The organism is Commensalibacter sp. W6292M3, from assembly GCF_016101315.1.
Taxonomy (GTDB): Bacteria; Pseudomonadota; Alphaproteobacteria; order Acetobacterales; family Acetobacteraceae; genus Commensalibacter; species Commensalibacter melissae.
Map to the genome: position 1 here is coordinate 1 of NZ_JACFQT010000004.1, position 15,027 is coordinate 15,027.

A 15,027-nucleotide genomic window follows, 5' to 3' on the forward strand; every position below is an offset into this window, starting at 1 on the left:
TCGCATGTCCACCTCTCATATACCGTAAAAAACCAAATAAAGATCATAACTTAATAAATATAAAAATTTTTTATAGAATAATTAAATTAGATTGGCTTGTTTTCAGATCAAGATTAATATTTTAACATTAAAATAATTTCAACATATGTAATTTAAAAAATAATATTAAACTGATGTCTATAACCATTCATAAAAAACATTATGTTTTATTAACGTCTATTATTACTTTTATTTATTCTATTCCTTTTTTATTGTCTCCTTATGATTTTGTTGATGATATGTATCGGGCATCTAATGGTGACCTTTTTGTATGGTTCCTTAATGTAAGACCGTTTTCTGTTTGGTTGATTCGTTTATTAAACGGAAGTGCAATAGTTCCTGACCCTTATCCTTTTTCATTTATTATTGCTTTCTTAGCTTTGAATTTAATTTTTCTTTATACAACAGATAAAATAATTCGATCAGAGAATTATTTATTAAAATTAACTATATTTATTTTTCTTTTATGCAATCCATTTTTTTTACAAAATTTATCATATAAATATGATTGTATAATCATGACATGCAGTGTTGCATTGGCATGTCTATTTGTATTTAAAGAAAATAATCAAAATGTGTGTATTGATTATATAATTCGTTCATGCCTAATATTTTCTTTATATTGTTTTTATCAATGTGCTTTGACATTAGTTATTGGACTATTGGCTGTAAAACTATTGAATGATAGTGATCAGGTAGCATTTTCCAGATTGTTCAGGGAACTATTTCTAAGACTATGCAATATATTAACTACATTTCTCATTTATAAAATATGCGTTGTAAATTTTTTGATTACCAACGATTATGGTCCATTAGGAAAGATTATTGTTTTAAATGAACATATATTCATTCATCTTATTGAGAATATCAAAATATATCTATTACTGTTTTTATTGTATATTCAGGAAAACTATATAATAGTATCTTTGATTATTTTATCTGTATTTTTTTTATATACAGTGATAACAGATTTTTTAAAGAAAAATTATAAAAGAATTTATGTTTTATACCTGTGTTTTCCTTTATTGCTGGTTGCTTTAACGAGTTCAAATATTATATTAAATATACCCAGTGGTAATACACGTGAAATGATGGGTATATCAGCCTTTTTCATTTTTATATTTCTGTATGTTCAAAAGGCTGGTTGTCATTCAAAGATAATGCTTTTGGTTCCAATTTGTTATTTATGGACATCTTTACTTTTGTCATCAGCATTATGTAACCTGAAAAGAATAGATCATCAGAAGAATGCATTAATAGTTCAGGAAATTTTACAATCTATTTATCATTTTGGTAATAAGAAAGTGGAGGGGATTACATTTATCCGCGATGATTTGAGGTTTTCTTCTCAACAAACCATTATGAAAACACATCCATTAACAAGGAAAATTTTTGATTTTGTTGGATTGTCAAACCCTTGGTATGTAAACGGTTTATTAAATGGAGAGTATTACATGCATAAAAATGTTATTGGCAGGGCCTCTCCAGATTTTCCAAAAGATGCTAAAGATATTTTTTCTGGCTGTTATATTCAATCGACTTTATATGGTGTTATTTTGTATGTTAAAACAGGCTCTTATTGCGATAGTATTACCAAAAATTATAATCCAGGAACTTTTTAATCCATATATCAAATATTGGATAAGGATTGATTGAACAAGGGATATGTCAATTAATCCCTTATTTTAATTCTGTTATTCTTGTGCGACTGGTTTTTGATTGATTTGGGTTTCTTGATTGCCCTGAATATTGGTAATTTCCTTTTTCATGATTTCAACAGCTTGCCGATCAAGTAAGGCGTTATATCTCAATTTAAATTCAACTGTTTTTCCGGCATGAAGTTTTTTAAGTCTACCTTGTTCACGTTCAATTGTCATAGGATAGGCAAAATTGGTTCCTGGTTCTATGCCTGTGACATATCCCTGTTTTTCGGTATCTGTGTTCTTCCATAAAGTTAGAAAGGGAAGTTGCTTAGTATTGAATTCAATGGAAACTCCTTTATTTTCGCTTTTATTATGCAACGCGGCCATGGTGCTTCCATCTTTTTTGGTATAGGGAATGATATTAAATACCATTTCATCAAAATCTTTGGTAGGTTCACGATAAGTTTGCCAATTATCTAGCCTATTTTGAGCATAGTTGTTAAAAGGACTTATTTCTTTAACAGGGGCGATAAATTTTGCATCTTTTTCTAATAGAGGTTTACCGAAATTGCTATGGTAAATAATTTGATAGGGATGCGAGTAATCGGCATGATTGGTCAAGCGATCATGAAGGGTAAAACTGTGGGAGCCAGGAATATAGGATAGCTCTGTTAGAACACGTAAATCGGTTTTTTTGAAAGTGCTTTCTTTAATTAAGCCTTTTATCTTGATTTCGTATGGAAATAGAGTATCGATCTCAACAATAACTTCAGACGCTGGTGTATTTGCTGCTTTTCCATGAAGGCTATAAAGCTCACCATTGGTGTCGGTAAAAGGATGCCCAGACCATTCATAACCGCAACGTACCATCATTTCGTTAAAACCTTCCAACCATCCGGTGCCATTGCGACTTTGAAGATTTATGAAAGTGGGGTTGACTATCTCCTTTACAGGTGAATCCCAACCCAGGCGAATGCCAGGAGCTGTTGCTTCAATCACATTCATTCCTCGTGTTGGGCTCAGGGTGATGGTCAATCCATCAGGACATTTAATTATGATCAGTCTGGAACCTTCCTGTTTTCCTCCATGCAGACAGATTTGCTGAATAGAAAATAAAACATCCTCAATGCCAAGCTGGTGATTGTTAATCTCCCAATTGCCTAATTCAATGTTATGGGCTGCGCTGGTTAGTGTAAAAGATTTGGTCTGATTTTGAGATAATGAAAATTCTAGTGTCATTTTATTCTCCCGGATTTACAAACAGCACTCATGCATTATTTTGAAGATTTATATAATTAATGCAATAATAATTGAATTTGTTCCTTAAAATTATTTTCACTGATGTAGGGGGCTTGATAATAAAAATCGTTTTTTGATTTAAAATAATTGGATAGATCAAATAAATTCTCTTGATCGATATCTCTTATTACCAAATTTTTCCAGGAAGGGCGTATAAATTGCTCGACAGCTTGTGACAAAGCACATTGATCAATACACCAATTGGTAAAATTATGAGGATCATAAGCCCATTTTATATAATGTCCGATAAAATGAAGAATTTTAGGGGTGATTTCTGAATGGTTTAGATATGTAATTCCGGCTCCCAAACACCAAGGTGCCCCCACGAGCTGATCACCATTTTTATCAAAAGCAAAAAGTCTCAAACCAAAATCATAATTGCCAAATAAAGGGAATTTTTTACTGAAAAAATCCTCTGTAACGGTGAGATCAATATCAAGAATAAAGGTTTTTGTAGGATAACGTTGATAAAGTTTTTCCGCAAAAAGAAAACGTAAACAGGTAAAATAGGCTGCATCCCGATAAAGTGAGGAACCATAACCATAGGTAATATGCATATTAGGAATGGTGTTATGAATAAATTCAGAGATCTCCTTTAGAAATTCTTTTTGTTGAGATGATGGATTTTCCAATGCAAGAGCAAGAACGATTTTACTTTGAAAATCTACCCTTTTATGTGCTTTTACAAGAGTAAAGAGAAATTTGGGTAAATATTTTAAATACCGGGAATCACAACCCAGAATGAATAGTAAATCGGCCTGTTGACCTTTTAGATCAGCATATGACCATTGCCATTTTTCCAGATGAAATGGATCATCATGTTTATCAGCCTGTTCAAAATTTTGGTATCTCTTTTCTGTTAACCAACTATATACACCACTATCTTCATTGTCGAAATAAACGGAAGTTTCAGGGGCCAGTTCTTTGGATTTTTGAAAGTGATAATCTGCCGAGGGTCTATTATGGAGAAGCCACTGCAATTTTCCTGCATTTAGATGATACCAGGTTGTATCTCCATTTAATTCATATTCCTCGTCCAGTAATCCTTTTAACAGATCTCTAAAATGTTCTTGAAGTCTGTCACAATAATAGCCCAGGTAAATTGCATAACGCTGTTGAATTGTTTGATTTGCGCCGTGCATTGAATAGGGAAAAAGATAAAGGTTAAATTCGGAGGTTGGAATTGGCAATTTATATCTTTGTAAGATATTGGGTAAAAAAAACATATAATAATTGGTAATTTCACCTTTTTCCAATTCGGACATGATATCCCTTGTTAAGAGGTCAGAAGAACAAATGAAATTGAGATATTTTTCCAGTTTTTCTAAAGAAGCGTTTATATCTTTTTTCAAGAAAAGGATAGTTGCCTTAAAAAAATAGTAGTCCTTATTGTTTGAATCTATCTCTATAAGAAAATTTATTAACGCTTCAGCCAACATATAATTTTTAAAAGTAAGGCAATATTGGCAGAGCTCTTTTAATATTGTTTGGTTAGCCTGGTTATTTTTAAAATTTTCAGTAATTTGCGTTATATTTTTCAATCCGGGATATATTTTTGCTGGAATCGGTTTTGCTTGATTTTTTTTTATGAAATCTAGAACATGATATTTAAGAATAGCCATTTCCATTGGTTTTATAATCTTTCTTGTTTTAATAAATTTGTTTAAATGAGTTCGTTCGATATAGATTTTTCAAAAGAGAAAAATTAAATTCAATGATCGTTTAAAAGTTAAATGGTCTTATAAAAAATAAAATTATTATAATTAATTAAAACATGATCTATATTATATAAAGTTTTTTATAAATATTTTATATAATGATAAGCTTTATATGAATGAATTGTTTACGTAACTGGAATGGTAATAATGGATATTCTATCTGCTCGATTGAAAAAAATACAGCCTAGTCAGACACTGGTGATTAGTGCAAAGGCGCGTGCCATGAAAAGTAAGGGTCAGGATGTGATCAGCCTTTCGGCTGGTGAACCTGACTTTGATACGCCGATCAATATTAAGAACGCAGGCATAGCAGCCATTCAGTCCGGACAGACAAAATATACAGATGTTGGAGGGACCCAAGCTGTCCGCCAGGCAGTTGCCCAACGTTTGAAAGCCGATTATAATATTGACTACCAACCTGAAGAAATCATGGTTTCCAGTGGTGGAAAACAGGTTATATTCAATGCGATGATGGCCAGTCTTAATCCAGGAGATGAGGTCATTATCCCTTCACCTTGTTGGGTTTCTTATCCCGATATTGTAACATTGGCTGGTGGAACACCAGTTATCATTCCTTGTAAGGAGGAGCACGCAGGTTTCAAGTTGCAGCCCGAACAACTGAGTGCAGCAATTACGTCTAAAACGAAATGGCTGATTTTGAATTCCCCTTGTAATCCCACAGGTGCTGTATACAGTAAAGAAGAATTGCAGGCTTTATGTGATGTCCTGATGCAATATCCAAATGTATGGGTTTTGACGGATGATATTTATTCCAAGCTGGTTTACGATGGGGTGGTTGCCCCAACAGTAGTCCAGGTTGAACCACGCCTTAAAGAACGTACAATTACAATGAACGGTGTTTCAAAGGCCTATTCGATGACGGGATGGCGTATTGGATATGCTGCCGCCCCTGTAGAATTTATCAAGGCAATGATAAAGTTGCAGGGACAGTCCACAACCAATCCCTGTTCCATTAGTCAGGCGGCAACCGTTGAGGCTTTGACTGGTTCACAGGATTCAGTTGCCGATATGGTGGCTACTTATCAAAAAAGGCGAAATCTGGTTTTGGATAACCTAAATGGCGCACCGGGTCTATCCTGTTTAAAACCCATGGGGGCCTTTTACTTGTTTGTTTCAATGAAAAATTGTTTGGGTAAAACAACCAGTAAGGGGACAAAAATTAATAGTGATCAGGATTTCGTAACGGCCTTACTGGAAGAAGAGGGTGTAGCCACAGTTCATGGAGCAGCTTTTATGATGGCTGGATATTTCCGTATTTCCTATGCGACAAATACAGAGTTGCTTAAGGAAGCCTGCTTACGGATTAAACATTTCTGCATGAATTTGAGCTAGGGCTAGATATTGGTTATGAATAATGAGGAAATTGCAATTGAACCCGCTCTTGCCTCAAGAATGAGCGGGTTTGAGGCTCCTGCAACCATCGCGATGTCAATGCGGGCAAGGGTTCTGAAAGCAGAAGGAAAAAATGTTATTTCCCTGGCCCTAGGACAGCCTGATTTTTTAACACCCAAAATAGTTATTGAGGGAGGTTATCAGGCGGCTTTGGAAGGAAAAACGAAATATCCTCCTATAGACGGTTTTTTATCGTTGAAAAAGGCCATACAAAAAAAATTCAAGGAAGAAAATGGCATTGATTATGCATTGGACGAGATTATGGTTGCAAACGGGGTTAAACAGATTTTGTTCAATGCCTTGATGGCGACTTTAGATCCGGAAGATGAGGTTATTATTCCGGCACCCTATTGGACTAGTTATCCGATTATGGTACGATTTCTGGGAGGGAATCCGGTTCATGTTGTTTGTCCTGAAAAAGATAATTTTGTCTTAAAGGCAAGGCAATTAAAAGCCGCTATTACGCCTAGGACCAAATGGTTGATTTTGAATTCCCCCAGCAATCCAACTGGTGCTGTCTGGACAAAAGAAGATTTGCTAGCATTGGTTGAGGTATTGAGGATTAATCCTCAGATATGGATTTTTGCTGATGAAATTTACGAACATCTGATTTTTGACGGGCAACGTCATCATTCATTGGCGGCTTTGGCACCAGAATTAAAAGATCGCATTTTAACAGCGAATGGGGTTTCTAAAACTTTTGCAATGCCAGGTTGGCGTATAGGCTATGCTGGTGGAGTAAAGCGTTTGATTAGAGCGATGCTTAAAATTCAAAGCAATTCAACCTCTGGTGCCTGCAGTGTCAGTCAGGCAGCTGCTACAGCGGCTTTGCAACATGCGCAAAAAGAAGTTGAATCAATGAAACTGGCTTATGATCGACGTCGTAAAAAAATGACGGCCGCCTTTTCAGCAATGGATGGTATAAGCTGTAATATTCCACAGGGGGCCTTTTATATATATCCAGGTATTGCCGGCTGTATTGGAAAAAAAACAGCTCAGGGAAGGTTGATTGCCAATGATCAGGATTTTGCTGAAGCATTATTGGAAGAGACTTATGTTGCGGTTGTTCCCGGATCAGCGTTTGGTTTAAGTCCCTACTTGCGTATAGCTTATGCCGCTGATGATGTCGTTCTTGAAGAGGCCTGTCAAAGAATTTCCCAGTTTGTGCAAGGGTTATCCTGATCGTATTCATTAATACTCCGGTTTTCTTGAGTATTAATGAAGGGGTTGAAAATTATTTAGATTGAATTTTGTCTTTTTCATCAAATAGTTTGGTGAGTTCGTGAATCATTGTTCCCCCCAATTCTTCTGCCTTGGTGATTGTCACGGCATGTTTGTAGTAACGTGTTACATCATGCCCAATTCCAATGGCTATAAGCTCGATTTCAGCACGATTTTCTATTTTGCGAATCATGCGTTTAAGATGATTTTCAAGATATTCTGATCCATTCGTCGATAAAGTGCTATCATCAACAGGTGCTCCATCAGAAATAACCATTAAAATTTTACGTTTTTCTACACGGGTTTTAAGTCTTTGCCACGCCCAAAAAAGAGCCTCTCCATCAATATTCTCTTTTAACAAGCCATCCTTGAGCATAAGGCCTAAATTACGTTTGGCTCGTCGCCATGGCTGGTCGGCAGCTTTATAAATAATATGGCGTAAATCATTTAACCGTCCTGGATTCTGGGGACGTTTGTCAGCCAGCCATTTTTCACGACTGTGTCCACCTTTCCAGGTCTGGGTTGTAAAACCGAGGATTTCTACCTTAACGGAACAACGTTCAAGAGTTCTGGCCAGAATATCTCCACACATTGCCGCAATGGAAATAGGGCGTCCTCGCATGGATCCAGAATTATCGATTAACAGTGTTACAATCGTGTCCTTAAAACCGGTTGATTTTTCTTGTTTAAAACTCAGAGAATTGGTTGGGTTGGTGATTATTCTTGTTAATTTGCTGGCATCGAGAAGTCCTTCCTCCTGATCAAAATTCCAGCTTCTGATTTGTTGCGACATTAATTTGCGTTGTAAACGATTGGCCAGCTTGGATATGATATTTTGTATTTCCTGTAATTGTTGATCAAGCTGGTTTCTTAGGAAGTCTAGCTCGTTTACGTCGCAAATCTGTTCAGCGGTAACTACCTCATCAAATAATTTTGTGTAAATGTGATAGGATGCATCTTCAACATCAGCTAGGATATCCGGAGGTTGTTGTGAGGGGCCACCAGCTTTTTCAGATTTATCACTTCCCATGACTGAATCCGGTTTTTCTTGATCCTCCATATTCAGGGGAATTTGTGAAAATTGCTGTTCAAGTTCGCTTTCTTGCTGTTCTTGTTTTTCTTCAGGGTAATCTGGATTGCTATCTTTGTTTTGATCCGCGGTATCTTGAGAGGATTCTTCCTTGCCATTATCGGATTTTTCCTCTTCTCCTTCTAGTAAACGATAGGCTTGAAGCAATTGTTTGGTAGCTTGTGCATAATGATCCTGGTCAGTCAAAGCCTCTTTCATGGCCTTGAGAGCTTTTTCACCCTGGGGTGTTAATTGATTGCGCCATAATTGCAGAATTTTACGAGATGCTGTTGGTACTGTTTTTCCAGTCAATGTTTCATAAACAAGTAAAGAAAGGGCTTTTGCAGGAGATAATTGTTCCGCCTTGTCCATCCTTGCATGCCCTTCTATATGACTGTTATGTTCCATAACTGCCTGCAGATTGGCGGCAACCCCTGCCATCTTTTTGCTTCCTAATGCCTCCACACGGACTTGTTCCAGGGCATTGAAACTATTTTGTGCGTCCCCTGATGTTAAGTCTGGTGGTGAAGGAAGATCATTATCATGATATTTTAGATATAGGGCCAGTGCATCAGCTTGTCCCCTAATGAATTGCAGGGTTTTTGCATCTTGTATTTCTGGTGGTTGTGGAAGATAGACGTTTTCCTTATTGTTTTTGGATTGATATTGACGATTGTTGACCGTGCTTGAACAGAAATTGATATTGGTTGCCGTATAACCACTTAAAGTATGTATGGTACTAATCAGGGCTTGTTTGAAACGTTCAGGATTATAAGCGGTTTGAAAATTGGGTAAATCAGTCTGTCTGTTCTTCTGATTTTTAGGCATTATAATCCTCTTGTTAAATCGGATAATTCAATATTGTTTAAACTGTTTTAGGATCGGTTGTTAAAGGGTCAACATTAAAACAGCGTTGGTAATATTCTGCTACAATTCCGTGTTCTGACAGGTCACATTTATTTAGGAAGGTTAGGCGGAAAGACAATGCAAGATCATGAAAGATTGTATAGTTTTCAGCCCAGCTGATGACAGTGCGAGGAGACATTACAGTAGACAGTTCTCCTTCGGCAAATCCAATTCGGGTTAAATTGGCCAATGCTACCATTGATTCAATCTGTTTTTTTGTTTCTGCGTCCTGAGGCTGTACATTCATTTTTGCCATGATTATTTTAATTTCTTGTGGAGGGGGTAAATAATTCAGTGCGGCAACAATATTCCAGCGATCCATTTGCCCCTGATTGATTTGTTGAGTACCATGATACAGCCCGGTCGTATCTCCCAATCCAATGGTGTTTGCTGTTGCAAAAAGACGAAAGAATGGATCAGGGCGGACAACTCGATTTTGATCCAGCAAGGTCAGTTTGCCTTCTGTTTCAAGCACACGTTGAATGACAAACATAACATCAGGACGGCCAGCATCATATTCATCAAAAATAAGTGCGCATGGATGCTCTAAAGCCCATGGAAGTAAACCCTCTTGAAATTGTGTAACTTGTTTTCCGTCCTTTAGGATGATGGCATCCTTTCCAATCAAGTCAATACGGGAAATATGGCTATCGAGATTGATGCGAATACATGGCCAGTTCAGGCGGGCAGCGATTTGTTCGATATGGGAGGATTTTCCCGTTCCATGAAATCCCTGTATCATGACCCGTCGATTATATCGAAATCCTGCAAGAATGGCATGAGTGGTATCAAGATCAAAAAAATAGTTTGGATCCAGATCGGGAACCAGTGAGGTTTTTTTTGAAAATCCCTTGACCTCCATATCAAGATCAATATCAAAGGTTTTTCTTACGTTAAACAATTTATCTGGTTTTGATAACATAGAAATGTCAGGTAAATCGGTTTTATCGGGATTAGTTAGGTTTGAAGTTGATCTGGACATAGAAATTATCCTGTGTAGAAGAGTTATTTTTAATGATCTAAATGATTTTTTATTTTGCTTCAATCATATTTGTCAAATATGTTCGGAGTAGGGAATAAGCTGCATTAATCTTTTTAAATTTTTCTTCCAAATCCGCGTCACCACCATTTGTATCAGGATGATATTTACGGGCAAGCTTGGTATATCTTTTTTTTAAACTGGCCAACGAAAGTGGCCAGCTAATTTCCAGTAATTGCAAAGCTTTTTGTAATTCTTGGGGGATATTGGGTTTCTGTCCGGTATCATGATGTGTTTTTGTTCTTGTTTTTTGAAAAAGCCGTAGCGGATCATGGAATGATTGCTCATTTAAAAGATTTTTTTTTCCTAATCTACCAAGCTTCCACGAAGGTTTATCCCATACAGCGGCGGAACGCATGTGTTCCTCTATTTGCGCAGTATTCATTCCCCTGAAATAATCCCAGTTTTTGTTATATTCCCGAATATGGCTAAAACAGAACCAATAATAGTCATGTAACTGGTGACGGGATTTTGGTGCCCGATATTCTGCTGGTTCTCTGCATCCTGGCATGTCACAATAACGGTGCGGTGTTGTTTTTGCATTGTTGGGATCAAACATTGTTGCCCATTTCTTTTTAAACATCATAAGTATTTTGATTTCATAAGAAATAGAATAGAAAAGTAAGGAACATTGTTCTTGGAAGAATATCACAAGAATTGGGGGAAAATGAATTATATTCCAAAAAACGGTTATAATTCAAAGGGCATATTAAAGATATTTTATAATTCTGATATAGAATTAATCATCTTGATATAAAGAGGTAAGGCGATGAGAATAGATAAAATCATGAATGGGATATGCAAAAAAATAATATTGCTTTTTCCGTTTCTATTAATGGCATGTCAGGCTAATCAGAAAGCAAGACCTACTTGCGAGCTCGTTTCAATTTCAAGGGTTGAAAGTGCCCTGAACGATCCAAGGGGATTTGAGGGACAATTCACGCAAATTTGGTCAAATGGTAATCAATCTGAAGGACGTATCGTATATATACCTGGAAAATTACGTTTAAATTATGAAACCCCTTCCACAATGATCGTTGTTGCAAAGGGTAAAAAAATGGTGGCAAAAAATTTTGACGATCATTCTGTTACACATATTGGATTGGCAAGAAACCCTTTGGGATTAATGCTAAATAGTCCTGTTCATTTATCATCACCCATTCTTGTAACGGCAATACAAAAGGGAACACAGGCTTTGCAAATTTCATTGGCAAGCGGGGATAATCCATCCCAAGGTTTGTTAACTCTACGGTTTCAAGATGTAAATGGTCAGTTAACCCTTGATCAGATGCAAGCTATAGATGTGCGTAAACGGCAAACGATCATGAATATTTCAAATGTTCATATGGGTTTAAGTGTTAAAAATAATTATTTTAACTATCCTGATCAACCATAAGGTCAGAAGGTGGTGACCGCAATTTTAAAGAATAGACAAACACTTGCTGCCAGGCTTGACAGAGGACTTGGTCTACCATATCAAATGAAGTATTAATTCCTAGTTCATGCATGCTCGTAATTCCATATTCCTTCAATCCACAGGGGACTATTCCGGAATAATTTTCCAGTTTGGGATTAATATTCAACGCAATTCCATGCCAGCTGATCCAATGGGATAGCTTAATTCCAATTGCGGCAATTTTTTTCTCTTTTTTTGTAACAGGATCGGTAACCCATAATCCGACACGCCCTTCTTTTTTTTCTGCTGCGATATTGAATTGTTGAAGGGTGAGAATGATCCAGTCTTCAAGTTTGTGAATGAATGCGCGAATATCATGATCGGGAAAAGTGGGATGGGGTTTACGTAAATCCATCATTACATAGATGATTCGCATTCCCGGACCATGGTAAGTCCATTGTCCACCCCGATTAGTATGAAAAACAGGAAAATTCTGTGGATTGAACAAATCGCTCTCTTTTGCCGATGTTCCCGCAGTGTAAAGCGGAGGATGTTCCAAAAACCATAGGCATTCTGCCGCTTTCCCATCAAATATTTTTTGAACGTAATTTTTCATCCATTGAATTGCTGTGGGATAGGGAACAACTTTTTTGCTTTTTTGCAAAAATATTGGTGTGATAGCCATTGCTAGAAACTCTTTCATCGGTTATAGAGAAAGCATATTGGATTGAATTATGAAAATCAATCCCGTGCGACCGTGGCGGAATGGTAGACGCGCAAGCTTGAGGTGCTTGTGGGGAAATACCCCGTGGAAGTTCGAGTCTTCTCGGTCGCACCACATTCTTGTTGCGACTTGAATATAGAACCTATTTTCTTTTCATTTGCCTTTGATATATAATTTTACCAATTTTACAAAGATTTATTTGTAAAAATGTCATGATTGCAATGAAGAGGAAATTATGGATCATAAATTTAAGCAAGATGCGTTGGATTATCATGAATATCCAACACCAGGGAAATTAACAATAACACCAACAAAAAGAATGGCGACTCAAACTGATTTGTCCCTAGCCTATTCCCCAGGGGTGGCGGCACCATGTTTGGAAATTAAAAGGGATCCTAGTTTGGCTAGCAAATACACGGCCAAAAGTAACCTGGTTGGGGTTATTTCCAATGGTACGGCTGTTTTGGGGTTGGGAAACATCGGGCCCTTGGCGGGAAAACCCGTTATGGAGGGCAAGGCGGTTTTATTCAAGAAATTTGCTGGTATTGATGTTTTTGATATCGAAGTTGATGCCAATGATCCGGAACATTTCTGTAATGTTGTCGCGGCGCTTGAGCCAACTTTTGGCGGAATTAATTTGGAGGATATCAAGGCGCCTGAATGTTTTATTATTGAACAGAATCTAAAATCCAGAATGAATATTCCGGTTTTTCATGATGATCAACATGGAACGGCGATTGTCGTAAGTGCGGCTACCATTAATGCCTTGCGAATTCAGAATAAGAAAATTGAAGACGTTAAATTGGTCACTTCTGGGGCTGGGGCGGCAGCTATTGCATGTGTAAATTTATTGGTAACTCTGGGATTAAAACCTGAAAATGTCATTTTAACGGATATTGATGGAGTGGTGTGGCAAGGCCGCGATCCAAATATGCCAGAAAATATGGCACGTTATGCCAAAGACACGCAGGCTCGCCGTTTGGAGGATGTTATAGCGGGTGCGGATATTTTTCTTGGTGTTTCTGTGGCTGGAGTTCTGAAAAAAGAATGGGTGGCAAAAATGGCATCCAATCCTTTGATTCTGGCATTGGCAAATCCGGAACCTGAAATCACTCCAGAAGAGGTTGGCAGTATTCGATCAGATGCGATTATGGCAACAGGTCGTTCTGATCATCCAAATCAGGTTAATAATGTTTTATGTTTTCCTTTTATATTTCGCGGAGCCCTAGATGTTGGGGCAACCGAAATAAACGAGGAGATGAAAAAAGCCGCCGCTTATGCATTAGCAAATCTGGCGACACAAGAAGCCAATGAGGTTGTCGTGGCCGCTTATGGCGGTCAGGCACCTGCCTTTGGTCCTGAATATATTTTGCCAAAACCTTTTGATCCGCGATTAATTTTGGAAATTGCGCCAGCGGTTGCAAAAGCGGCCATGCAAACAGGGGTTGCCTTACGTCCGATTGATGATTTTAATGGATATCTGGAGCATCTGATGCAATTTGTGTTCAGAACCAGTCAGGTTATGCAACCTGTATTTGCAGCTGTTCATCAACATAAAGGACTGCAAAAGGTTGTCTTTTCTGAAGGCGAAAATGATAGGGTTTTACGTGCTATTCAAACTATGGTTAATGAACAGATGGTTTTACCTTATGTTATCGGAGATCAGAAAAGGATTCATGAAAAAATTACCCAATTGGGGTTAAGCTTAAAAATTGGTAAGGATTTAACAGTTTATGATCCCCAAAAGGATAACCCATTTTTGCAAACACTGGAAAAACCTTATCAGAGATTGGTTGAAAGAACGGGTGTTCCTCCGTCTTTGGCGTATGAACAGCTCTATAGAAGAAAATCAATTCTAGCAGCGATGCTTTTAAGGGAGGGGCATGTTGATGCAGCACTTGTTGGTGGATTTGGTGAATGGTATCGTCATTTTAAGGCATTGAAAAATATTATCCCCAAACAGGATGGAGTAAAGGAATTCCATACTATTTCTGCTATGATTCAGTCAAATGTAGCGCTTTTTATGGGGGATACTTATTTACATCTGGACCCTACGGCTGAGGAAATTGCTGAATTAACTTTATTGGCTTCTGAAATGGTATCTATGTTTGGTATGGTACCAAGAGCCGCTTTATTATCTTATTCTTCTTTTGGAACGGGAAAATCTGAATCAGCATTAAAAATGAAAAAAGCCCTGGCCATAATACGCGAAAAGAATCCTTCATTGGAAATTGACGGGGAAATGCAGGGTGATGCTGCGTTAAGTGAAACCTTGCGTTCGAGATTAATTGATGATTCACCCTTGAGAGGAAATGCCAATTTGTTAATTATGCCCAGTCTTGATGCGGCAAATATTGGATTTTCCTTGAGTCGTGTGGTTGGAAATGGACTGCAGATTGGTCCTATAACGCTTGGCACAACAAAGCCGCTTCATGTTCTTACGGAAAATACAACGGCACGAGGTATCGTGAATCTGACAGCTATTGCCATTCGCCAATCATTAAGAAAAAAACAATAAATTTGATTGCAATATTAGGAAAATATTGTAATCTTGTTCAAG

General features: G+C 37.3%; 11 protein-coding genes and 1 tRNA gene. 6 read left to right on the forward strand and 6 right to left on the reverse strand.

What is annotated here, in order from left to right; genetic code table 11:
• Positions 1–278 precede the first annotated feature (278 nt).
• Positions 279–1,661 (forward strand): glucosyltransferase domain-containing protein, encoded by a 1,383-nt coding sequence (locus H3T57_RS09185; protein ID WP_255549920.1) that lies wholly within the window; start codon positions 279–281, stop codon positions 1,659–1,661.
• Positions 1,662–1,733: 72 nt separating this feature from the next.
• Here H3T57_RS09185 and H3T57_RS08200 read toward each other — a convergent pair whose 3' ends face one another.
• Positions 1,734–2,921: an aldose 1-epimerase family protein gene (locus H3T57_RS08200; RefSeq protein WP_198193988.1), complete on the reverse strand. Its 1,188-nt coding sequence runs from the start codon at positions 2,919–2,921 to the stop codon at positions 1,734–1,736.
• A gap of 56 nt (positions 2,922–2,977) precedes the next feature.
• The gene (locus tag H3T57_RS08205) at positions 2,978–4,603 is read right to left on the reverse strand and encodes a hypothetical protein (RefSeq protein ID WP_198193990.1); all 1,626 of its coding nucleotides are present in this window, start codon (positions 4,601–4,603) and stop codon (positions 2,978–2,980) included.
• 243 nt (positions 4,604–4,846) lie between these two features.
• Here H3T57_RS08205 and H3T57_RS08210 point away from each other — a divergent pair, with 243 nt between their 5' ends.
• Positions 4,847–6,052 (forward strand): pyridoxal phosphate-dependent aminotransferase, encoded by a 1,206-nt coding sequence (locus tag H3T57_RS08210; protein WP_198193992.1) that lies wholly within the window; start codon positions 4,847–4,849, stop codon positions 6,050–6,052.
• A gap of 15 nt (positions 6,053–6,067) precedes the next feature.
• Positions 6,068–7,294, forward strand: a complete 1,227-nt coding sequence (locus H3T57_RS08215; RefSeq protein ID WP_232349814.1) for a pyridoxal phosphate-dependent aminotransferase — start codon at positions 6,068–6,070, stop codon at positions 7,292–7,294.
• Between the two features lie 52 nt (positions 7,295–7,346).
• Here the strand turns inward: H3T57_RS08215 and H3T57_RS08220 are convergent, their stop codons facing one another.
• From H3T57_RS08220 to H3T57_RS08230, 3 genes are read right to left on the reverse strand one after another with little or no spacing between them, the layout of a single operon-like run.
• Positions 7,347–9,230 (reverse strand): cobaltochelatase CobT-related protein, encoded by a 1,884-nt coding sequence (locus H3T57_RS08220; RefSeq protein ID WP_198193994.1) that lies wholly within the window; start codon positions 9,228–9,230, stop codon positions 7,347–7,349.
• A 37-nt stretch (positions 9,231–9,267) separates the two neighbouring features.
• Positions 9,268–10,290, reverse strand: a complete 1,023-nt coding sequence (locus tag H3T57_RS08225) for an AAA family ATPase (RefSeq protein ID WP_198193997.1) — start codon at positions 10,288–10,290, stop codon at positions 9,268–9,270.
• A gap of 49 nt (positions 10,291–10,339) precedes the next feature.
• Positions 10,340–10,933, reverse strand: a complete 594-nt coding sequence (locus H3T57_RS08230) for a J domain-containing protein (RefSeq protein ID WP_110439511.1) — start codon at positions 10,931–10,933, stop codon at positions 10,340–10,342.
• Positions 10,934–11,116: 183 nt separating this feature from the next.
• On the opposite strand from H3T57_RS08230, the gene H3T57_RS08235 reads away from it, so the two are divergent.
• Complete coding sequence (locus tag H3T57_RS08235; RefSeq protein WP_155568766.1) at positions 11,117–11,743, forward strand: outer membrane lipoprotein carrier protein LolA; 627 nt, start codon at positions 11,117–11,119, stop codon at positions 11,741–11,743.
• On the opposite strand, the gene lipB is transcribed toward H3T57_RS08235, so the two are convergent.
• Positions 11,721–12,446, reverse strand: coding sequence for a lipoyl(octanoyl) transferase LipB (gene lipB / locus H3T57_RS08240; protein ID WP_370552773.1), 726 nt, complete (start codon positions 12,444–12,446; stop codon positions 11,721–11,723). The genes H3T57_RS08235 and lipB overlap by 23 nt on opposite strands.
• A gap of 48 nt (positions 12,447–12,494) precedes the next feature.
• Between lipB and H3T57_RS08245 the strand changes: the two genes are divergently transcribed.
• A tRNA-Leu gene (locus tag H3T57_RS08245) sits at positions 12,495–12,581 on the forward strand.
• Between the two features lie 121 nt (positions 12,582–12,702).
• The gene (locus tag H3T57_RS08250; RefSeq protein WP_155568768.1) at positions 12,703–14,985 is read left to right on the forward strand and encodes an NADP-dependent malic enzyme; all 2,283 of its coding nucleotides are present in this window, start codon (positions 12,703–12,705) and stop codon (positions 14,983–14,985) included.
• Positions 14,986–15,027 lie beyond the last annotated feature (42 nt).